23 protein-coding genes and 10 pseudogenes are annotated in these 20698 nt (G+C 59.6%); 22 read left to right on the top strand and 11 right to left on the bottom strand.

What is annotated here, in order from left to right; genetic code table 11:
- Positions 1-284, top strand: a pseudogene (locus JYJ84_RS10510) (hypothetical protein); the annotation flags it as partial.
- A gap of 290 nt (positions 285-574) precedes the next feature.
- Here the strand turns inward: JYJ84_RS10510 and JYJ84_RS10505 are convergent.
- Positions 575-811 (bottom strand): hypothetical protein, encoded by a 237-nt coding sequence (locus JYJ84_RS10505; protein ID WP_175220846.1) that lies wholly within the window; start codon positions 809-811, stop codon positions 575-577.
- A gap of 72 nt (positions 812-883) precedes the next feature.
- Here JYJ84_RS10505 and JYJ84_RS10500 point away from each other — a divergent pair, with 72 nt between their 5' ends.
- Positions 884-1381 (top strand): hypothetical protein, encoded by a 498-nt coding sequence (locus JYJ84_RS10500; protein ID WP_236027373.1) that lies wholly within the window; start codon positions 884-886, stop codon positions 1379-1381.
- A gap of 201 nt (positions 1382-1582) precedes the next feature.
- Positions 1583-2011 carry a hypothetical protein gene (locus JYJ84_RS10495; RefSeq protein WP_236027374.1) on the top strand — a complete coding sequence of 143 codons (429 nt, stop codon included), beginning with the start codon at positions 1583-1585 and terminating at the stop codon, positions 2009-2011.
- A 320-nt stretch (positions 2012-2331) separates the two neighbouring features.
- Here JYJ84_RS10495 and JYJ84_RS10490 read toward each other — a convergent pair whose 3' ends face one another.
- Complete coding sequence (locus tag JYJ84_RS10490; protein WP_175220844.1) at positions 2332-2679, bottom strand: hypothetical protein; 348 nt, start codon at positions 2677-2679, stop codon at positions 2332-2334.
- 419 nt (positions 2680-3098) lie between these two features.
- On the opposite strand from JYJ84_RS10490, the gene JYJ84_RS10485 reads away from it, so the two are divergent.
- From JYJ84_RS10485 to JYJ84_RS10465, 5 genes and pseudogenes are all read left to right on the top strand, one after another.
- The gene (locus tag JYJ84_RS10485; protein ID WP_175220843.1) at positions 3099-5459 is read left to right on the top strand and encodes a TonB-dependent receptor; all 2361 of its coding nucleotides are present in this window, start codon (positions 3099-3101) and stop codon (positions 5457-5459) included.
- 27 nt (positions 5460-5486) lie between these two features.
- Positions 5487-6077 carry a MotA/TolQ/ExbB proton channel family protein gene (locus JYJ84_RS10480; RefSeq protein WP_175220841.1) on the top strand — a complete coding sequence of 197 codons (591 nt, stop codon included), beginning with the start codon at positions 5487-5489 and terminating at the stop codon, positions 6075-6077.
- Positions 6074-6472 carry a biopolymer transporter ExbD gene (locus JYJ84_RS10475; RefSeq protein ID WP_175220839.1) on the top strand — a complete coding sequence of 133 codons (399 nt, stop codon included), beginning with the start codon at positions 6074-6076 and terminating at the stop codon, positions 6470-6472. The genes JYJ84_RS10480 and JYJ84_RS10475 overlap by 4 nt, the downstream gene beginning before the upstream one ends.
- The gene (locus JYJ84_RS10470; RefSeq protein ID WP_236027377.1) at positions 6465-7196 is read left to right on the top strand and encodes an energy transducer TonB; all 732 of its coding nucleotides are present in this window, start codon (positions 6465-6467) and stop codon (positions 7194-7196) included. Before JYJ84_RS10475 ends, JYJ84_RS10470 begins: the two co-directional genes overlap by 8 nt.
- A gap of 12 nt (positions 7197-7208) precedes the next feature.
- Positions 7209-7577 (top strand): annotated as a pseudogene (locus JYJ84_RS10465) (transposase); the annotation flags it as partial.
- Positions 7578-7757: 180 nt separating this feature from the next.
- Here JYJ84_RS10465 and JYJ84_RS37725 read toward each other — a convergent pair.
- A pseudogene (locus JYJ84_RS37725) lies at positions 7758-8317 on the bottom strand (transposase); the annotation flags it as partial.
- Between the two features lie 866 nt (positions 8318-9183).
- On the opposite strand from JYJ84_RS37725, the pseudogene JYJ84_RS10450 reads away from it, so the two are divergent.
- The 11 genes and pseudogenes from JYJ84_RS10450 to JYJ84_RS10400 all read left to right on the top strand — a co-directional run bounded on the left by JYJ84_RS10450 (position 9184) and on the right by JYJ84_RS10400 (position 15821).
- Positions 9184-9500, top strand: a pseudogene (locus tag JYJ84_RS10450) (hypothetical protein).
- Positions 9501-9569: 69 nt separating this feature from the next.
- Positions 9570-9737 (top strand): annotated as a pseudogene (locus JYJ84_RS10445) (translation initiation factor IF-1); the annotation flags it as partial.
- Between the two features lie 334 nt (positions 9738-10071).
- A complete protein-coding gene (locus tag JYJ84_RS10440) occupies positions 10072-10356 on the top strand; it encodes a hypothetical protein (RefSeq protein WP_132021450.1) in 285 nt (94 codons plus the stop codon).
- A gap of 47 nt (positions 10357-10403) precedes the next feature.
- Positions 10404-10612: pseudogene (locus tag JYJ84_RS10435) on the top strand (hypothetical protein).
- Positions 10613-10645: 33 nt separating this feature from the next.
- Complete coding sequence (rpsU, locus tag JYJ84_RS10430; protein WP_009906956.1) at positions 10646-10858, top strand: 30S ribosomal protein S21; 213 nt, start codon at positions 10646-10648, stop codon at positions 10856-10858.
- Positions 10859-10876: 18 nt separating this feature from the next.
- Complete coding sequence (locus JYJ84_RS10425; protein ID WP_262390476.1) at positions 10877-11074, top strand: hypothetical protein; 198 nt, start codon at positions 10877-10879, stop codon at positions 11072-11074.
- A 1065-nt stretch (positions 11075-12139) separates the two neighbouring features.
- Entirely contained in the window at positions 12140-12325 is a 186-nt protein-coding gene (locus JYJ84_RS10420; RefSeq protein ID WP_034175064.1) for a hypothetical protein, read from the top strand.
- Positions 12326-12592, top strand: a complete 267-nt coding sequence (locus JYJ84_RS10415; RefSeq protein ID WP_009907020.1) for a DUF1488 domain-containing protein — start codon at positions 12326-12328, stop codon at positions 12590-12592. It begins immediately after the preceding gene.
- A gap of 91 nt (positions 12593-12683) precedes the next feature.
- A complete protein-coding gene (locus JYJ84_RS10410) occupies positions 12684-14282 on the top strand; it encodes a SagB/ThcOx family dehydrogenase (protein ID WP_175220832.1) in 1599 nt (532 codons plus the stop codon).
- Between the two features lie 367 nt (positions 14283-14649).
- Entirely contained in the window at positions 14650-15381 is a 732-nt protein-coding gene (locus JYJ84_RS10405) for a Crp/Fnr family transcriptional regulator (protein ID WP_006480091.1), read from the top strand.
- A gap of 230 nt (positions 15382-15611) precedes the next feature.
- On the top strand, positions 15612-15821 hold the full coding sequence (locus JYJ84_RS10400) for a hypothetical protein (protein ID WP_226217510.1): 210 nt from the start codon (positions 15612-15614) through the stop codon (positions 15819-15821).
- Between the two features lie 195 nt (positions 15822-16016).
- Here the strand turns inward: JYJ84_RS10400 and JYJ84_RS10395 are convergent, their stop codons facing one another.
- The gene (locus tag JYJ84_RS10395) at positions 16017-16439 is read right to left on the bottom strand and encodes a type II toxin-antitoxin system HicB family antitoxin (protein WP_132021448.1); all 423 of its coding nucleotides are present in this window, start codon (positions 16437-16439) and stop codon (positions 16017-16019) included.
- Here JYJ84_RS10395 and JYJ84_RS10390 point away from each other — a divergent pair.
- The gene (locus JYJ84_RS10390) at positions 16417-17385 is read left to right on the top strand and encodes a fatty acid desaturase (RefSeq protein ID WP_307872097.1); all 969 of its coding nucleotides are present in this window, start codon (positions 16417-16419) and stop codon (positions 17383-17385) included. The two genes, JYJ84_RS10395 and JYJ84_RS10390, sit on opposite strands and share 23 nt — an antisense overlap.
- A gap of 96 nt (positions 17386-17481) precedes the next feature.
- Here the strand turns inward: JYJ84_RS10390 and JYJ84_RS10385 are convergent, their stop codons facing one another.
- The 7 genes and pseudogenes from JYJ84_RS10385 to JYJ84_RS37715 all read right to left on the bottom strand — a co-directional run.
- A complete protein-coding gene (locus tag JYJ84_RS10385) occupies positions 17482-17661 on the bottom strand; it encodes a hypothetical protein (RefSeq protein ID WP_175220828.1) in 180 nt (59 codons plus the stop codon).
- A 222-nt stretch (positions 17662-17883) separates the two neighbouring features.
- Positions 17884-18106: pseudogene (locus JYJ84_RS37720) on the bottom strand (IS5/IS1182 family transposase); the annotation flags it as partial.
- A 179-nt stretch (positions 18107-18285) separates the two neighbouring features.
- Positions 18286-18570 (bottom strand): hypothetical protein, encoded by a 285-nt coding sequence (locus JYJ84_RS38350; RefSeq protein ID WP_012339009.1) that lies wholly within the window; start codon positions 18568-18570, stop codon positions 18286-18288.
- An 80-nt stretch (positions 18571-18650) separates the two neighbouring features.
- Positions 18651-18935: pseudogene (locus JYJ84_RS10380) on the bottom strand (hypothetical protein); the annotation flags it as partial.
- 48 nt (positions 18936-18983) lie between these two features.
- Positions 18984-19256 (bottom strand): hypothetical protein, encoded by a 273-nt coding sequence (locus tag JYJ84_RS10375; protein ID WP_175220826.1) that lies wholly within the window; start codon positions 19254-19256, stop codon positions 18984-18986.
- Positions 19257-19319: 63 nt separating this feature from the next.
- Positions 19320-19517: a hypothetical protein gene (locus JYJ84_RS10370; protein WP_012339007.1), complete on the bottom strand. Its 198-nt coding sequence runs from the start codon at positions 19515-19517 to the stop codon at positions 19320-19322.
- 52 nt (positions 19518-19569) lie between these two features.
- Positions 19570-19632 (bottom strand): annotated as a pseudogene (locus tag JYJ84_RS37715) (DUF159 family protein); the annotation flags it as partial.
- Between the two features lie 421 nt (positions 19633-20053).
- Here JYJ84_RS37715 and JYJ84_RS10365 point away from each other — a divergent pair.
- Both JYJ84_RS10365 and JYJ84_RS37710 read left to right on the top strand, forming a co-directional pair.
- Positions 20054-20371, top strand: a complete 318-nt coding sequence (locus tag JYJ84_RS10365) for a hypothetical protein (RefSeq protein ID WP_009907033.1) — start codon at positions 20054-20056, stop codon at positions 20369-20371.
- A 162-nt stretch (positions 20372-20533) separates the two neighbouring features.
- Positions 20534-20698: pseudogene (locus tag JYJ84_RS37710) on the top strand (transcriptional regulator); the annotation flags it as partial.

The raw sequence follows: 20698 nt of genomic DNA, 5'->3' as shown, positions 1-20698 counted from the left end.
CCTCCGTCACCGCGTTGGGTCGCACGGCATGCAGGTCGTGTATCGGGCTCGACAAGGAAGCCGGAATCGACCGGTATCGGTGCCCGTGGCGAATCGACACGATGGACGGGCGCGTGTACAGCGTCAGGATCAACGAGATCGCCCCGAAGAATGCGCTCTTCATCGGGCCGATTTACGGTTTCGAACGGAAGCTGTTCCAACTCTACGCAGCCGGTACGAAGCTGGTCATTGATTGCGACGTCGACGACATCGATACGTCGTATCCCGGTCGCGGAGATTACTGACTCCCCCACTACCCTCAAGCCGCGCAAATTCCGTTGCCTCGGATGCGCGGTTTCTTCTTGCGGGTGGCCTGTTCGGCGCCCTTCTTTTTTTCTTCCCGGCTTCAACGGCGGATGCTCGGCTACTCAGTGCAGCCGAGCACCCGCAATTGGGGCTGTATTACTGATCGACGATGACGATGCTGCGTGATCCGGTGACCTTGCCGCTGACCCTCGGCTGCGAAATGCTCATCGACAACTTTACGGCCCGATCTGCTGGGACATCTCTATCTACTGATGAAAGAAATAGGAATTCAATCAGCTGGTCCGAGCAGAACGTCAATCGCCGCCTGCCCTGCGATCTCGGCCACGAGGTATGCCCAGCGTCGGGTAAATGGGCCGTTTCGAAGCTTTATCCGATGTCCACGCGCACCAAGGATACCGAGATTGTCGTGACCCTTTATCTGGAACGTGACGTCGTACATGTCCGGAGCAGATGAAGTCAGTTCGACATCAATTTCAAAGCCGCGGTACTGGATAGTTCGCTGCATGACGACCTCCGCTATGTGAGTCCGAGCCTAGCACGAATGCAATACAACCTTCCGACGTCCTGAGCACCACACATGATCACCACACCGATGCTGCAAAAAATCCCCGTCGTGCGTGACCAAGACGGCTATTTCATCCACCCCGATTTGCTCCACTTCTGGACGGTCACGAGGGACAGCGCCGAGCACTGCACGAAGGAACAGTGGGCCGCGCTCGAGGCGCAGGCCGGCATCAAGACGTCGATCTACTACCTCGAATCCGAGCCGGCAGATCATCCGGCCGTCGTGGCGTATTGGGAACGCGGCGAAGGTGTCTCGCTCTGGAATCCCGATCCGGAGCCAGGCTGGTGGCTGATCGAGATCGGCGACAACGACGACGGCCCGTACGCCGTATATGCAACGCACGCGTGGGATGAGATGACAAGGAAGCCATTTGACAGGATTCGGACATGCTGCAAGTCAGACCGGACGCACTGTGCGCATCGCGGCGTGGCCGGGGAAAAATTTGCATCCAGCCAGGGGCGATGTTTCAACGTTGAAACGTTAGTGACCTTAAACGCCAACACGCTTTGATGCGGCAAACATGTGAATTTCGGACGATAGGAACAACGCAAGCGCCCGAGCAGCACCGTAGTGCAGGTTGTTGACGACGGAGATTCGCGACGCTTTTGGATGGGCTCGACGCGAGCAGTAGGAATTTTGCTTCGCAAGCGGTTACAACTTTGCTTTGGTCTACGGTTTCGAACCTTTCCTGGTTCAATCAGTAGACCTCGCATGGGTACCATATTGCCGCACGACAAGCTCGATTACGTGATGCGCGAGATCGGCGCCGGTCGCCATCCGCTCGTGGTCGGCGACGGGCTGAACGACGTGCTGGCGATCAAGGCCGGCTCGACCAGCATCGCAATGGGCGAGCGCGGCGTCGACATCGCGATCGCGTCGGCCGACGTCGTTCTGCTGGGCGACGACCTGAAGAGAATTCCGACCTGCATCCGCCTCGGTCGCCAATGCCGTCGCACGGCGACGATCAATGCGGCGATCGGCCTCGCGTGGACGCTCGCGGTGATCGCGCTGGCCGCGACCGGCGTGCTCGGCGCGGTGTGGGCCGCGATCCTGCACAACGTCGGCACGTTCATCGTGATCGCCAACGCCGGGCGGCTGCTGCGGATCGACGACTGCCCTGGTTCGGCGCTGGCTCCTTAGCTTGTGTCCAGGACCAGTCACGCCATTTGGCGGTCGCGCCCGCTACTCATGCCTGCACGAAATCGGGCCTCCATGTTTCGGGGGCGAGCAATGACACGAACTCAGCATCACTGTCGTAACGCAATCACGGTTCGTCGATAAGCCACTGCCAGGTCCAGCACGATCCGGACGCATATTCCTTCAATGAATGGCAGCTCGCTGCCAAACAGGGGGCACGGAAAGCGCGCCTTCAGCCTTGGCGATATCGGCACGCCTGATGCACGTGTGGGCGTCCGAGAAGGCAGCAGGGAATCCGATTCCCCGCCGCGCTTCGATACTGCTCAGGCGAGTTCCACCGGACCGTGGTCGTCGCAATGATCGTCATGCGGGTGGTGAAGACGGCCGTTGACCAGGTAGTCGACGTGATCGCCATGCGGTACCTGCTCGTGCCCGCAGCCGGGGCCGTGGACGTGGCCCGGTTCATGGCCGCCGCAACCCGGCGTGCACTGGTCCGGATTGTTTGCACTGACCTCGACCTTGTGTTCGTCGACATGATCGCCATGCGGATGATGTAAATGGCCATCGTGCAGATAGTCTACGTGGTCGCCGTGCTTGATTGCGGTGTGTCCGCAGCCCGGGCCATGCTGATGGTCATGGTGAGCATGATGAGGTTCGTTGCATGGGTTCATGCTTGTCTCCTTTGTCCGCACGGGAACACTCGATGACCACCTGTCGATGCCCCATCGAAAGAGGCTTCGACGGTGGGAACCTGCCTGGCGCAGATCTGCGCCATCCGGAACCGAAACCGGAACGCGTGGCACGCCCCCTAACAATACTCCCGGCCGACCATGAGGGCCAGTCGGCATGGCTGCGTCGAGCGAAACTCACCAACCTGTAACAAACAGGGGCATTGTGCGCACCAAATGCAATGTTATATCATCTCGATTATGGCGTGACGCGCGCGTCCTGTTCGCTCATGCCGGCAAGAAGCTTCCCGTAGACGGGAAATGGCACCTCGGAAATGATATGTTATAACGTATCCATTTATTTCGATGTGCCTTTCAGCGTGCTCTCGCGGGAAAAAGCGCCCCCCACCCCGATACGCACAATGAAAATCAACCGCCTGCTACTGTCTCAGGCCGCCACCCTGGCGTTCGCCGCATTCCTCCAGGCTGAAGCTTTCGCCGCCGATGCCGGCGCGACCCTTGCCGGCACCGTCGCCGATACGCAAGGTCACGCGCTCGCACACGCCCGGATCACGCTCCAGGATGCTGACGGCCACGCAGTCGCGCACGCGCAGTCCGGCGCCGACGGCCACTTCCGGTTCGACAATGTCGCGCCCGGCACCTATGCGGCAGTCGTCGACGCGCCCGGATACGCGACTGGCACGAGCATCTCGGCGGTCGCACAAGGCAAGGCGCCCGCCCCGGTCGACGTGACGCTCGGCAAGGACGCTGGCACGCTGGACGTGACGGTGAACGCGAAACGGCTCGATCGCGCGCGCAACGGGCTGCTGCCGGAAGTCGGCGCCAGCGTCTACCGGTTCTCGCGGGCCGACATCGAGACACTGCCTCAAGGCGAGAACACGCCGCTCAATCAGGTGCTGCTGCAAGCGCCGGGCGTTGCCTACGATTCGTTCGGGCAACTGCATGTGCGTGGCGATCACGCGAATCTGCAATACCGGTTGAACGGCATCATCATTCCCGAGCCGATCAGCGGCTTCGGCCAGTCGCTCGACTCGCGGATCATCGACCAGGTGAACCTCGTCACCGGCGCGCTGCCCGCGCAATACGGCTACCGGACGGCCGGCGTCGTCGACATTCGCACGAAATCCGGCGACACCGGCAACGGCGGCACGATCGACGTCTACGGCGGCAGTCATCAGACGATCCAGACGAGCGCCGACGTATTCGGTTCGAACGGCCCGTTCAGCTATTACTTTTCCGGCACGCTCGGCGAAAACAATCTCGGCATCGAGGCGCCGACGTCGAACGGAAATCCGCTGCACGACCACACGCGGCAAGGCAACGCGTTCGGCTACCTGTCGTATCTGCTGAATCCATTCACGCGCGCGAGCCTGATGTTCGGCGCAACGAGCAATCGCTTCGAGATCCCGAATACCCCCGGCATCGCGCCCGCGTTCACACTCAACGGCAATTCGACATTCGACTCGGCCGCGCTCAACGAGACGCAGGCGGAACTGAACAACTTCGCCGTGCTCGCCTTGCAAGGCACGAACGGCGGTGCGCTCGACTACCAGGTTGCGCTCTTCACGCGCTACACACGCACGAAATTCAATCCCGATCCGGTCGGCGATCTGATCTTCAACGGCGTCGCGTCCGACGACTTCCACAGCAACCGCGCGAACGGTGTCCAGGCAGACTTCACCTATCGACTGAACGACAGCCATACACTGCGTGCCGGCCTGATGTTCGAGCGCGAGCACGCGGTCTTCAACAACAACGTCGCAGTATTTCCTGTCGACGCCAACGGCAATCAGATGTCGGATCAGCCGACCACGATTTCGGATTCGAACGACAAGTCGGGCTATCTATATAGCCTCTACGCGCAGGACGAATGGAAGATCACGCCAAAGCTGACGCTGAACTACGGCCTGCGTGTCGATCGCATGAACGAATACGTGCAGGCCGGGCAGTTGAGTCCGCGTATCGGCCTTGTCTATCAGCCAACGGAATCGACGACGCTGCACGCCGGCTACGCGCGTTATTTCACGCCTCCGGCGTTCGAACTCGTGTCCGATTCGACGATCGGCACCTTCAATGGCACGACGAACCAGAGCCCGAGCGCGCAGAACTATCCGGTGAAACCCGAGCGCAGCCACTATTTCGACGTCGGCATCACGCAGCGGCTCACACCCGCGCTCACGGTCGGGCTCGACGCGTACTACAAGAAGGTGTCCGATCTGCTCGACGAAGGCCAGTTCGGCACCGCACTGATCTTCACGCCGTTCAACTACCAGTACGGTCGCGTATACGGTCTCGAATTCACGTCGAGCTACAAGCAGGGCAACGTTTCCGCGTATATGAACGTCGCGTATAGCCGCGCACAGGGCAAGAACATCGAGTCCGCGCAATTCAACTTCGGTCCCGACGAGCTCGCTTACATCGCGAACAATTGGGTGTATCTCGATCACGATCAGCGCATCACGGCGTCGTTCGGCGGTGCGTATACGCTCGGCAAGACGACCTTCAGCGCCGACGGCATCGTTGGAAGCGGCCTGCGGAGCGGCTTCGCGAATACCGATCGCCTGCCATGGTACGCACAGGTCAATCTCGGCGTGCTCCAGCACTTCGAAGAACCGATCGTCGGCAAATTCGACGCGCGCGTCTCGCTCGTCAATACGTTCGGCCGCGTCTATGAACTGCGGGACGGCTCGGGCATCGGCGTCGGCGCACCGCAATTCGGACCGCGGCGCGCGATCTACGCCGGCCTGACCAAGCACTTCTGAGTTCCAGATCACACGAGGTAACACACGATGAATGAATGGGCAGGTTTCACGGATGCGTTGCGCATCGGCGGCTGGGTCGTTTATCCGCTCAGTGCGCTCGCGATCATCGCACTTGCGATCACGCTCGACCGTGCATACGTGTTCTGGCGCTTCACGAGCGGGCGCGGCAGCACTGCTCGCGCCCTGCCGGAGCGGCACGTGACACGTCGACTCGCCGCGATCTTCGATCAAGGTACGACGCCGCTCTGGCACGTCGAAGCGAAGCTCGATGCCGCCGCGCAGCAGGTCGAGCGTGACATGAGCCGCGGCCTCTGGCTGCTCGAAACGATCGTCACGGCCGCACCGCTGCTCGGCCTGCTCGGCACGATCGTCGGGATGATGCGCTCGTTCCGGCTGATTGGCGGCGACGGGCTCGTGAGTCCCGCCGGAGTGTCAGGCGGCATCGCACAAGCGCTCGTCGCGACTGCGATCGGCCTCGTCATCGCGCTCGTATCGCTGTTCGCATTCAACTATTTTTCGCGACGCGTCGACAGGTTGATGGACGATCTCGAATCGTTCGCGAACGAACGGCTCGCCGAAATGCGGCTGGCGCGCGAACAAGCGGCAGCGGCGTCATGAAACTGCGCCGTTCGCGCACATCGAAGCGCGGCCGTATTGAGATCATTCCAATGATCGACGTGATGTTTTTCCTGCTCGCGACATTCATGCTGACCTCGCTCGCGATGCAGCGTCTCGACGCGGTCGGGATCAATCTGCCGCGTGGACACGCGCAGCAGCTGCAGGCGGATCGGCCACTGACGCTGGCGATAAGCCGGACGAACCAGATCTTCGTCAATCAGCAACCAGTGACGCTCGACCGCGTGAACGGTACCGTCGCACATCTGCTCGGCCGGAATCACGACATTGTGATCGCGGCGGACGACGGCGCAACGCATGGCGTCGTCGTGCAGGTCATGCTTGAAGCCCGGCGGGCCGGGGCCGAGCATTTTCTCATCGCGGTTCATCGTGACTAGGAACGCGCTCGAATCAGGTTCGCCGCCCGATCGTTACGGGCGTCGGTTCGCGGGAACGATCGCGCTCGCCACCGTGATCTGGGGCGCGTTTCTTGTGAGTTCGACGCGGCTTTTCTCCGGCGACGAACCAGCTCCGCCCGCCCCGGATTCAATTCAGATGCAAGTGGTTGAACTGCCGCCAAGTGCGCCACCCACGACGCATGCGGAATCGAAAGCGGCACCAATGGAACACACCGTATCGAAGCCCGTGCCGCTGCGGCCAGCGCAGCCGCTCGCGCCGGTTCGGCCTGCTGCCGCCGTGAAGCGGTTCGATCCGGCTTCATCGCACGACGCGCTGCCGACGCAACAACCGCTTGCGTCAACAGAGACACGAACCGCGCATGCGACACTCGACGATGCGCGGTCTGCCTCTGCGACGAAAGCGGAAGCCGCCACGACTCATTCAACCTCGGCAGGTAATGCGCAGGCACGTTTGCTTTCGCAGCCGCTGCCCGAACTACCCGACGATTTGCGCGAGCAGGGATATCAGACGATGGCGGTCGCGCGCTTTCTTGTCCACGCAGACGGCACGTTCGACATCGATCTTGTCAAACCGACGCAGAATCCTCGACTCAACCAAATCCTGCTCGAGACCCTGCGCCGATGGCGCTTTTTTCCTGCGATGGAAAACGGGCGTCCTGTCGAGAGCCAACAGGACGTGCGCGTGCATTTCAACGTGAATTGAGCGATTTGGGTTGAGCTCGTGAATTCCATGTTAGATGCGGCTATCGAGACCGTGACCGAGGACGACGAGACGCCGATCGTGCATTCCGATCGGGGTGGCCACTACCGTTGGCCTGGCTGGCTATCGCGGGTTGCAAAGGCTAAGCTGATCCGCTCCATGTCGCGTAAAGCCTGTTCACCGGACAACGCGGCCTGTGAGGGATTCTTCGGCAGGCTAAAGACTGAGATGTTCTATCCAGGAGACTGGCGTTCGACGACCATCGCGGAGTTCGTTGAGGTACTGAACGCCTACGTTCGCTGGTACAACGAGAAACGGATCAAGGGCTCCCTTGGCTATCTCAGCCCCATCGAGTACCGTGAAAGCCTAGGCCTAACAACGTAATTCAGTCCAAGAAAATAGCCGCATCCCCAGTGGGTCAGTTCTGCGCGGACATCAACAGCCAGCCCGTCAGAAACTAATGGTATGGTCCACCCGCTTCTTCTATCGTAGTGGCGCTACCACCCATGGAGGCTGCCATGAACTCGGTCACGTTAGGAATCGATCTCGGCAAGCGCTGGTTCCACGTCGTCGCCGCTTGCGCACACTCAGTCCCGCCTTGCTGTACAGGCGCCAAATGCGCTTGTGGTTGGCGAAGCAGCCATCCCGCTGCAACAGCACGTGAATCCGGCGATAGCCGTAGCGGCGCTTCTGCGCGGCGATGGCCATCATCCGGCTAGTCAGCGCTTCGTCCTCAACTCGGCGGCGTGATTCGTAGTGGAACAGCGAGCGCGAAATCCCTACCAGCCCGCAGGCTCGGGTAACACCCATGGCACGTTCGGTCATCAATATTCGGACCGCTTCGCGCTTGGCCTGCGGGCTTGCTACTTTCGAGCCAGCAGGTCCTTGAGCGCGGCGTTGTCGAGCATCGATTCGGCCAACAGGCGCTTGAGCTTGTTGTTCTCCTGCTCCAGTTCCTTCAGGCGCTGCGCTTCGGAGACCGTCATCCCGCCGAACTTCGCTTTCCAGTTGTAGTAGGTCGCTTCAGAGATGCCGTACTTGCGGCACAGCTCCGCCGGCTTCAGGCCAGCCTCAGCTTCCTTCAAGATGCCGATGATTTGTTCTTCGGTGAATCGCTTTTTCATTGCCGTTCCTCTCTGGAACGGACTCTACACCGTCAAGGTACTAAACGTGGGGAGCAGGTCACAGCTACAAACGCAACTGGGGTGCGATGGCAAGCGGGAAAGTTCAACGGCCATCAACATCATCAAGCACTGGCTAACCTGCCAACGCCTTAGCCTCGGAAGCATTGATGAGCTCGGACGCGCAAAGCAACTTTTCCCGGCCGTATGTGCCACCAGCCATCGACGTGCCGACGGACCCGCCAACGTCACACCAATCATTCAACAATAAGTGTTCTTCGTCGCTGCCGAAATAAGAGAGTTGCTCGACCGGAGATGCGCGTATGATGGCCTCATCCGAGCCACGTTTGCCGATTGATCGCTCGCCCTCCGCTGCAGTCTGTGTCGCGCCCCTACTTGCGCACCACATTCCCCCCTCACCGTACCCGTCGTGCAGCAGCCGCACAGCTCGGCATCGGCTCCGACGCTGCCTTTGAGTGAACTCGAGTGTTCTCGAAAGGCAACAAGCCAAGATACAAATCATAACCAACAGGCGGAAAATATGAGCTGGTACTGCGAAGTGGAACGCGAATTGGTCCATATCAGGCGAGCGATCGGACTACTTGAGCAAGCACAACATGCCTTCATCAAGAGATCGCCCGTAAGCGATCCAGCGTATTGGAAAGTCAAGCTCAACAAACTCCGCACGCAATCGCAGCGAAACAAGGTCATCGAACTCCAAGTGGATGAGCTTTTGGGGCGCCTCGAACGAATGCACGATTCGCACAGCTGAAAATAGGAACCTGTTCTCTCATCCTCAACATTTTCCTTGGCTCTCTCAATCCCGGAGGCAGTTTGAGCGAGTCGAATCAAACCTTTGGAGCAACATCATGATTGACGCCACACCAAGCAACACGTTTCGACACCTTCCACTCTCGCCAGAGCAAGACGCAGAAATCCGCCACTATATAAAGAAGAAGGAACAAAGGGGGGAACAATGGGACACCCCCGAACTGGCGATGATGCTCGGAGATATGCTTTCCCCTCCACCCAGCGACGATGAGGAGCCAGAGCCTACGGTTGAAGAAACCAAACTGGCTGCGAGTATGCATTAGCTTCGATCGACGAAGCCATGGAATCCGTTTCCGCAAGCGAAGAACGACTTGCCGCGATGGAATCCGAAGAAATGAAGCATCCACAACGATAGTGTTGCGCCGGCGCCAACTTGTCATGTCCACGAATTGACGATCATCAGTGCCCGCCATTGCGGTTCGCAGCATACGCATCGGGACGCATGTGCAGGTACCGTATCAGAATCCTCGCGGGGGATCACGTAAGGCTGGAGTTGTCCGTCTACGATCTGACCAAAGGCCGCATCAATTTCCGGCACAGAGACGACCGGGCGCCGATCGCTTCGACGGGAAAGCGATTCGTTCGACGCTAGCTTGATCACGGTCGTCATCGAATGGACACGTGACAACGTCACCTCCTGACGCTCGCAAGCCGATACCGCGCGCTTGTCGCACCGTATGCCGATGCGTTCTTGCTCAAAACCCGAAATAATTTGGACGTGCATCAAACGATGCGCGTATGATGGGTCCATCAGGGGGACCATCAGTCCTCTGACCTTTCGCCCCTCCATCCGCCCTCTTGCTGCATCGCCCCTCCTTCGCGCTGCAACGTAGTCCCCTTCACCAACCAGCCTGCTCTGCAACGTGGATACCGGCTGGATGTGTTCGCCCATGCGACTCGTCGTGGCCGAACGCCAGGAGTTTGTCATGAGCATGCACGTCTACCGTGGATTCGAGATTTATCCACTGATTTACCCTCACGTGACGGCGCCGAATGGCTGCCCGCATAACTACGACGCAGGGTTCGACGCGGCAGTCAAGATTTGCCTTCGCGGGACCACCGATACGCTGACGCAGAGCCAGACTTTCAGATTGCGCGACACATCGCCATTTGACAGCGCCGGCGACGCCCGTCGTGCCTCTGTGCTCTATGCTGAGAACATCATCGACGACAATCGCGGCAAACAGGGGTTCTTTTCCAGTGCGCGCTGAGGCGACTCGTCAGCGCAACACAAATCCCCTGTCTTTTGGATAGCGAAATGATCATCGACGAACTGCTCGGCTTGATCAGACGACATGAGGTCACCTGGATCGACACCGTCGTGCCCGCCAGAATCGCCGATTCAGCGATGTGCCATCCACATGAGTTGCAAATGTTCATGGCTATCGTGCACTGTCGATCGGAGCCGGATATTCGGAATTCGAATCCGACGAGATAGCAAGCGCCGTCATGACACAGCTCGGCTAGGTGTCCATTTGAACCTTTCGAAACAGGATCTACATGACGACAATTACTCTAAAGCTCAACGAACCGATCGATGTCGCGCTGCGGCGATTTCGACGTGGCATCGAGAAAACAGGGCTGATCCGCGAGTTGCGCAGTCGCACTGGCTATGAAAAGCCAACGACAGAACGCAAGCGAAAAAAAGCCAGCGCCGTTGCTAGGCAGCGCTTGCGTGCGAAGCGCATGTTGCCACCCCGAAAAATGTACTAGGAGAGCATCGTGTACAACATGTCGATCGAGGTGCCTCCGTTTTTCCCGCTGACTAAATGCGAAGTTGATTTCAATCAGCAGAAAGACATGGTGACTCTGTTGCCGAGCTTCTATGCATTCGGGTGCGAGTATACCAGCCGGGGTTTTCTGATCGGCCGGGATGACGCATTCAAATTGATTGCCGCATTAGAGAAGGCGCTCAGTATCCAAGGATGAGCACACACCGACGCGTTCACAAACATTGAAAGCCAGAAGACCAACCATGCGCGTCGCGACCAGGTATGTTGATTTGCTCTGTTTTCTTGTTGGGCTGCAACTCGTCACCCAAAGGAAAACTCGTCAGTGGCTGTCACCCCCTCAGCTCGTTGAATCACTTCAGGCATGGCTAGTCGTCCATCGAGCGAAATGCGAGTGGCGCGATCGTGTCTGGATAGGTCACGCTGCTCTTCAAATAGCGAAGTCTGTCCACGGCGTAGATAGCACCGCGCCCTCCGAACAACGTCCCAGTGTGGCAGATGATGCGGCAACCCACTCGCGAGGTGCGCTCACGAATCGGTTGGGTCTACGACTAAAGTGCATCCAGTACCTTCGTGAGCGGGTCTGATAGTAACCGTCCTCTTATGGGGTGAGCACTCGGGCAACAGCAGCATGCTAACGAGAAGAAATCGTCAGCTGTTGACTCGATCTCTTGGCTATCTCAGCCCCATCGAGTACCGTGAAAGCTTCGGGTTAACGACCTAAATCAGTCCAAGAAAACGACCGCATCCCCGGTGGGTTAAGACTCGGTGGAAATCAACAGCCCGCCCCGCTGAACAGGCCGCCGCGCGCACTGCGCGTCGCCTGTTCGTGGGATGGAACTGAGAAAAAGCGCTGGCTGGCGGCCGTCACGCGCAAGTTGATGACGGTAGTGTTGCTTGGGGGGATCGTGGCGATCATGGCCTCGACGCGAGATAGCGCTTGCGTGGCCGTGGTATAGGGCGCATTCTCGTGAGGTTCGATGTGCGTGACCGATGGTTTTGCTCCGACTCCTTACGCTTCCCCCTGTCCGCACAGCCAAGCAGAAAGCTCACCACGACGATCCTGCGCGCGAACGTCGAAGCTGCGAACTTCGCGCGTCAACCGAGCCTCCCTCTGAGGTTCGGTCCGGCAGTTCCGTGCGCGAGAGATGCCGTCGGCGGCAAGCCCGCGGGTCGTCGTCCGGTCCTCGTATAGGGCGGGCGACGACGAAATTCAGTCACCGCGACGGTCCTGAAATTTGAAATTCTCTTTTTGGGAACCGGCATGCCTAAGCAAACCGAACTGAAGCCAGCCACGCCCGCCAGGCACAGCGATTACGCTGACGTGAAAAAGGCGCGCGCGTCGGCACTGAAGCGCGCGGACAGCGAGCGTGCCGAGAAGCGGCGCGAAAATGACGCTCGCATCAATGTCAACGCGAGCAAGTGGCGTTATATCTGTCAGGAGGGTTAGATGGGGAATAGCGCCGTGACACTCAACTTTCCCAATCCCAGTCGCACCTACGACGCTTCCAGACACTGTGTATGCTTTTGGGGCTACGACAATTCTCGCGAGATTACCTTTCTGGTCGACGATGCGATGCTGGCGAAACTGAACTCCCACATGGGTTCTGGCGAGCTCGCCTTGCTTGCGGCCTTCGACCGTAATCGCGACCGGATTCTGGGACTTGCCAGAGACCTTTACAAGGGTGGTTCCCAGAACTGGTACACGATCTCGTGAGAGTGGCCCTCGTTTGCGCCCGCACTCCACGTGCGCCTTCATTCTGACCTGCGCTAGCCGCGTGTGCGGGTATTCCGGGGTGAGAGGGGGCATGGATCGGTCAAAGCATGCGCTGCTTGATTATCACGAACGCAGCAAGCACCGTCTCAACTTCTACGCTCCTGGCCCTGGGGGGCTCGACTGGACAACCCAGCCGGATCCGTTTCGGGTATTTCACGGCGCACCGCGCGTTGCTCTGCCGTTAGCCGCGGACACCCTGGCCACGCGCTACAACGCGTTACGCTGCGGCACCTTGCCGCCCGCGCAGGGATTCGATCTGTCCCATCTGGCAATCCTGTTCGAACTCTCACTCGGCCTGTCGGCGTGGAAATCCTATGGCGCCCAGCGGTGGGCACTGCGCTGCAACCCTTCGAGTGGAAATCTGCATCCGACCGAGGGCTATCTTCTATGTCCGGCTCTGCCCGGCTTGTCCGCAGGCGTCTACCACTACCTGAGCCGGGATCATGCGCTTGAACATCGCGCTGCGGTGGACGAGCCACAATGGACCGAGGCGTTTTCGGAAAGTGGTGTCCTGGTCGGCATAAGCTCGATCCATTGGCGCGAGGTGTGGAAATACGGCATGCGCGCCTGGCGCTACTGCCAGCAGGATTGCGGTCATGTCATCGCTGCGATGAGTTACGCAGCCGCGGCGCTCGGCTGGCAGACGCGGTTGATGGAGTCGGCTGCGGATGATGCAGTGGCCGGCTTACTTGGAGTGGATCGCCGCGAAGATTTCAAGGATGCCGAAACGGAGGCGCCGGATCTTTTGCTCTGGATCGGCAACCCTGACACGCGGCCCGATCTCGAGCGCATGCTGATCGCTCTGGACAGGGCACAGTGGCACGGACGCGCCAATCAACTGAGTTCGGGACATGTGACGTGGCTGGACATCGATTCGATTCATCGCGCCACACACAAGACCCATACTCGCGAATCACCCTCGCCGAACCCGGAGCAGTGTGCAGCGCCGGCGACGTCAGCCCTCGATCTCAGCTTCGCCCGAATCGCCAGACAGCGTCGCAGCGCCGTGAATTTCGATGGCACGACGCGCATCAGCGACGCGGCTCTTTTCAGCATGCTGGCGTGCCTGCTGACACATCCCGACACGCCGCCGTGGAATGCGCTGATGTCTCCGGCCGCAGTGCATGCGGCGCTATTGGTGCACCGCGTCGACGGCCTGGAGCCGGGCCTCTATATGCTCGTGAGAACGCCGGGCGCACTGCCGGATCTCAAGCGGTCTCTGCGTCCGGAATGGCTGTGGCAAAAGATCGGGCCGGACCATCTGCCGCTCTATTTTCTGCTGCCTTACGATTTGCGCGCGGCGGCAAAGTTGATTTGCTGCCACCAGGATATCGGTGCTGATTCCTGCTTTGCGCTTGGGATGATCGCGAGATTCGAAATCGCGTTGAAGCAACCATGGCGTTATCGCCATCTGTTCTGGGAATGCGGCATGCTTGGCCAGGCGCTCTATCTCGAAGCAGAAGCCGCCGGAGTACGCGCGACGGGGATCGGCTGTTTTTTCGATGATGAAATGCACACATTGCTCGGCGCGAAGGATCATGCCTGGCAATCCCTGTATCACTTCACCGTCGGTGGCGCGGTGGACGATCCACGCCTGTCGGCATTTCCGCCGTACGAGAATCAGCCTTGACGCGAAAGCCCAGGCATCGATCCTGGCGGGGGAATATCCGCAAGGATCGCACGCTGCCCGAGCATCGCGTGTAGTAGTAATCGACGGGGCATATTGGTCCGATGTCGCCGGATCGTCCTTGCCAGCTTCCCGTCGACCTGTCCGGAGTCGACCGCATCCGTTCGATTTCACCCGGAGTGCTAGGATGATCGAATACACGCAGAAAGTCATTCTGGACGATATCACATCGAGAGCAGTACGGTCTCGCGCTCGAAGACGCCAGGATTCTCGCTCAAGGTCTGCTTCGCGAGTTCGAGTCTCAAGCCGATGACGCTTCGTGTCGTTGGGGCGTCTTGGGTAGAGGCTGCAGCCACTGGAGGAGTGACATATGTCGGGTCAGCCATCCATGATCGAAAATCATCTGCTGGCAGCATTACCGGTAGAAGATCTGGCGCATATTTCGCCGCAGCTCGTTCTGGTCGACATGCCGTTGGGAAAGGTGCTGTACGAGTCGGGTGGTGCGCTCAGTCACGTCTATTTTCCGACGACGTCCATCGTGTCGCTGTTGTACGTGATGGAAGACGGTTCCTCAGCCGAAATTGCCATCGTCGGCAACGATGGGTTGATCGGCATCGCGCTATTCATGGGGGGCGAAACAACCCCGAGCCGCGCGATCGTCCAAAGCGCGGGACACGCTTACCGACTCGATGCGCGCATCCTGAAAGACGAGTTCCGTCGAGGCGGTTCGATGCAGCGGCTGTTGCTACGCTACACCCAGGCGCTCATCACACAGATGGCGCAAACAGCCGTATGCAATCGACATCACTCGATCGATCAGCAGCTCTGTCGGTGGCTCCTGCTCAGCCTCGATCGCCTGCCATCGAGCGAACTGAAAATGACGCAGGAACTGATCGCCAACATGCTCGGTGTCCGCCGGTCGGGCGTGACGGAAGCTGCGCTGAAACTTCAGGATGCCGGGTTGATCCGGTACAACTATGGGCACATCGAGGTATTGGATCGCTCCGGGCTTGAGAAGCGCGTGTGCGAATGCTACGGCGTGGTCAGGCGAGAATTCGACCGCCTGCTCCCTGATTTGAAGCGCCTTGAGAAACGGCGCTGATGCCAGACCCGCATCCATGCCATCCCGCCCGTACGGCAGCGTACCGACTTCAGACGCTCGCACGAGCAGGCTGACACATGACGCACAGACTGCAGATCGGCCGCAGACTTCATCGAGATGGAAACGCCGTGATCGAAGTGGGCCGTCGCGATCCGTATCGCTTGCGCAGTTTTATCTCGACTCTGGCGGCGCGAGCCAATCAATGACGAAACTGGGGTTGTGGAGGGAGCATGTTGATGAACGATTACCCGAAATGGGAAAAAAATGTGAAGGACGAGCAACAAGAACAGGCGGAGGCACGCGCGACCGACGATGGAATGCCCGTGGTTCACCCGGAGCGGCAGAGAAGCCATGCCCATTCGTGGAAAGCCGTTACACCCAAGCAACGTATTTCCGATGCAAGGAAACGTCTGGGCATGGGTTTTCTGCCGAACCTATAGCGCATGTGTAGCAAAATTCCTCGCTCTCAAACAGAACGTGGAGCCGCCCCAGCAAGGCGGAACTCGAAGCCGGCCAAGCGCCGGCTTTTTACTTTGGCGCGTCGCTTGTGACGACAAACGGCGCATGCATCACTTTCCCGCATCGGTGAAGCGACGCAACCCGGGCAGATGAATTCGCTGAGTCGCGTTCGGCAGCTACGCCAAGACAAGTTCGTGGCAGGAGGACCGCAACGCTGGGTGGCCAATTCCTTCCGTACACTCGGCCACCACCGCTTCGCGGCTCATATGGCGCGATTTCGCCACTGCATCGATCTTTTCGACGAGCTGCTTGGGGAGGCATAGCAAGACCAGCACCGAACACGACGTCGGCCGGGCGATATCAATGAACCTCCAGATTCCCTCGCCGTCGTCGATGCACGACGCATGCAATGCCGCCATGTCCGTTGTCGGGGACGGAATTAGGCGCGCACATTGGTCATACAGTTCATTGACCCGGTCGTTTGCGGTGTTTGCCAACTCGCTGTATGTGTGGCCCTCCACGTGCGCGCCGGGAAAATCCGGCAGCCATCCGCGATAGCCTGGGCCTTCCTGTCGGGTGATAAAGATGGGGTATTCCACGATCAACTCCGGATTCCTATGTGACGTCGATCATTGTCGTTCCCAGGGGTGGGTGTGTCGGTACGCTAGAGAACGATCTCCAGGGATCCGATCTCATGCAGGTAGGTTCGGATCCGGGTATTGGGTGGGCACGCCGGACGACTGGCTCGAACCCCACGTCTATGCTCGCTATCCGAGTCTCGGCGTCGGGCTGCTGGCCGTGATCGACGTCGGGCTGTCCGGGCTGCCCGGCGTGTCGGCGTGGGCGATCCAGATGATGTGGATTCCGTTCTGGGCCGGCGGCGTGGTCAATGGTGGCGGCCACTTCGGCGGTTATCGGAATATCGCCACGTCCGATGCGAGCACCAACCTCTTCCCGCTGGGCATCCTGATCGGCGGAGAAGAGTTGCATAACAATCACCACGCGTACGTGACGTCCGCCAGGCTGTCGAACCGATGGTTCGAGTTCGACATCGGCTGGCTGTACATTCGCCTGCTGGCAGCATTGAGATTGGCGACCATTCGGCGGGTAGCAACGAAGCCGCGCCTGCTCTCGAACAAGGCCGTGGTCGACGACGCGACGCTGCAAGCGATCATCCGCAACCGACATGAAGTCATGGCCGCCTATGCGCGCATGTTCGAGCGCGCCTGCCGGTGGGAGCTGCGCCGCATCAAGGACATGAGCCGCGACGACAAGCGCGCGTTCGTGCTTGGTATGAAACGGTGGCTGCGCCAGGCCTGGGGCTATCGGGACAAGCCCGACCAGCAGGCGCTGACGAGCCGCAATGCCAGCCGGCGAATACGCGTGTACGTGGAGAGGTATGAGGCTTTGCTCGAGCTATGGGCGTGGTCACATGCATCGCGCGAACAATTGCTGGTCCAGTTGCAAAATTGGTGCCGCTACGCGGAGCAAAGCGATGTCACCGCGATCGCCGATATTTCGATACGCCTGCGGCGGTATACCTGATCCCGGAACGTCCGCGACGCGTCATGCGGGATCGGCGCGCAACAACGCGAGGGGCGAGCGCCATCCTCTGGCGGTATCGGGAGCAACGCTGCACCACTACTTCACCTGACGGTCGGAATCGGAATAGCGCCACTTGCTCGCATTGGAATCGATGCTGGCATAGTCGCGGGTACGCTTTTCGGCCCGTTCGATATCGGCTCGGGCCAGATCGTCGTGGTCCTTTTGTCGGGTCACCTGGTCGTGTCGATCGGGTAATGTGCTTGGATAATATTTCATAGATCCTCCGAAGTGAGGTGTGCTCGCGTGGCGAGGGGCCGCATCGAGTCGGATCGCTCGAACAGGATCGCGGTCAGATATCGCGGTCAGATGCACGGGTGTTGAGTACAGGATGGGCGAGTGGGAAGGGGAAGTCGGTACGTTGCCGTGCAGTGGCTGCTAGAGCCGTTTCGGTCAATCAAGTGGTGATGCGCCTAAAGGCTGCTTCCAAATGTCGAGCGGCCACCCAAAAGCCTGCTGCGCTACGACGCATGGACGACGCTCGGACCGGATCCCGAAGCAGTAGCCCACAACGCAACCTGCGGGTCATGAGCTCCGGATCAGCCGATGGCCAACCCATCGGGCTGTAGAACGGCGCGAGATTGTGGCGCAGATCACGCAGATCCAGGAAGTGATCGATACTTCTCGACAGGTGTTCACGAGGGGCGTGACTATAGCGGTTGATTTACCGCTCGGCATGAGGCTGCCATAACCATGCCCACCCGGGTTGATCGATCGAAGATGTGCGTACCTCCAGTCACGCCGCCATCGACGATTTTTCGGACTGAATGCCTTCGCAAACAGACCTCGTTTCGAATAGGCCGCTGAGCTCGCCGTCCGCAAGGAATGCGCAGGTTGGTGCAGTCAGAGAGCAGCAAGTAACCGGAGTTGATGTTCGCTTTCGGCCCCGCAAACCAGTGCATAGGCCCGCATCTCCGTGCGCTCAAGGAGCGAAATGGATTCCGAGCCGGAAAAGTCGCTCCATGCGTCGTCCGCGATCGAGGTCGGCGCGCCGCGGGCTCTCGCGAACGCTCGCAGGAGAGGGCTTGCCTCGCGGCGCAGCACGTGGCGGTCAGCGTTCAGAACATACGGTGGACAGTCAGTCCGTAAGACAAGGTAGTACGGAATCGCATTGCGATCACTTTGCATGGTGGCGATACCGGTGAGGAAGAATGCGTGCGTTCAGCTTCTCGCGTCGTCGTGGCCGACCGCTGCGTTTGACCGAACTGCATGTCGATGACCGAAGCTCCACTCACCTTTCCGTCGATGATGTCCTTTCCCTGCCGCTGGGCGGCACGCCTTGCTATACCAAAGTCGGAGTATGCATGCGATTGGTCCAGCCTGAAAATACGGCTCGCGGCGGAGGTTGCTATCGCGCCCGGGCGGCATATCCGTACCGCGATGTCATACCCTTCGGCGTAACGGGAATGTCCGTCAAAGCGACTGAATGTACGGGCGAAGACGAGGGGATGAAGTTCGTACCCCTTGTAGAGAAGAAGCAGGTGTGTCGACATGTTGGCCACTCCACAGGGGGCGACTCGCTATACGCTCGAACGCGCTTTTCATTTCCGCTGCCGCAGCCGGCTTAGCAGCTCAAGCGCCACCGTGTCAGCGTCGTTGTTGATCATTTCCGCTTGCAACAACAGGCCGCCAACACGGACGGCTGCATCCCAACCATCTTCTGTCATTGCCCGATGGTTGCGTGCAAGCTGCTCGGCAAGAGCCAGGAGCGCCGCCATCCTTGCTGACTCGCCGGAAGTCCGGCGCTCCTCCCTCCCGGCAATGAGCCGGAACAGGCCCAGGACCGACTCGGCGGTAACGGAGCGGATAGTCATTCGGACTTTATACGCCCTTTCGGTCCGCCCCGCCCATATCTTCACGCTGGCCCCCGAGCCTGCCTAGTACCGCCTCGCATACCCCTCGCGATACAGCGAGGCGCCGATCGACGTCAGAACTGCGATCTCATCCTCATTCAATCGACTCCATGCCTCCGCCAACCAGCCAGCGAATCCGGCACAAGCATGGTCCAGATCGGCGGCCGCCTTTCCCTCTGCGTTCATCCGCTCGAAGATCATCATCACGTCATGTGGCGTCATAGTCGGCTCCTCGTGAGCTTCCAGCATAGGCGATCGGTGGCGTCCGCCCCTACTCCTTCGCACGCTCGATGTTCGCTCTCTGGCGTGCCCGCAGCCACAAGCCGAAGCCGGCCAGTAGCGGGTCGACCTGGTGTCCTGTTCCGTTGACGTCAACATACTACGCACATATGGATCGGTTAAGGCCTACGCGAGCCATGTCATTGCCCGCATCGCCGATGCATCCCGTGAACCGCGTCGGTCAGTTACAGCCATGGGCCGTCGCTGGTCAGCTTCTCTCCAATATCGTCTGAGTGTATGGTCATATCAATTCGTATTCCTACGTGATCGGTCGGTCATGAACGGACGGAATGTCCTTTGACTGACGGAATCGGCCGATCGAATGTCATGGTGACGTAGGCAGCCAACGACTGCTGATGGCCAGCTGTTGCCTGCCGCAGCGACGCACGGCATTTGATTCGACGAATGAGCGCTTCGATCACGACTCTCATGGTCGCAAGGGGACTACACTGAAGACGCTATAGCAGGAGGAGACAGCGATGACAAACTCTGACCCCCAAAGTACCTTCCAGGGGCTGCCGTTAACCGCGGAGCAGGACGCGGAAGTGAAACACTACATAAAGGTCCGAACCAGGCGTGGCCTGCCATGGGACACGCCGGAGCTGAGCGCGATGCTCAAGGACATGCTGCTACCCCCGGGTGACGGCAACAGCGATGTCGACTCCCCGGAGGACGAAACTAAAGCGGCCGCCGAGCGCGCAACGGCGTCGGTTGACGAAGCGATGGACCCTGTCGAGGCGAGCGAGGAGCGGAATGCAGCCATGGAGTCGGAAAGCATGAAAGGACCCAGACGATAAAACCGCAGGCGATGACGCTTGCTTCCCGGTGGCGCCGTATGTGGGGGATCGTAAGGTATTCCGCATGAGTTGGGTGTGTATGATTTCAACGCTCGAACGCGTGCCGTCGGCCCCGTGACATCGAGCCGCGCGACATCTCCGCTGAACACGAGGGGGCCGGATATGCGGCTGATCGAACCGGATGAACACAGAGACTTTCTGGCGACCTTGGAGTGCCGTGGCTTGGCAGAGGGCGATTTCGATCTTCAGGAAACGGATACGACCGACCCGAAGGGTGATGAGAACCTCGGTCTACAGGGCTATGTCACCATCACCAGGCTCTCGACG

The sequence above is a fragment of the Burkholderia sp. LMG 13014 genome, assembly GCF_905232215.1.
Lineage (GTDB): Bacteria > Pseudomonadota > Gammaproteobacteria > Burkholderiales > Burkholderiaceae > Burkholderia.
Note: the sequence above shows the minus strand (reverse complement) of the source record. Positions and strands in the feature narration are given on the sequence as shown.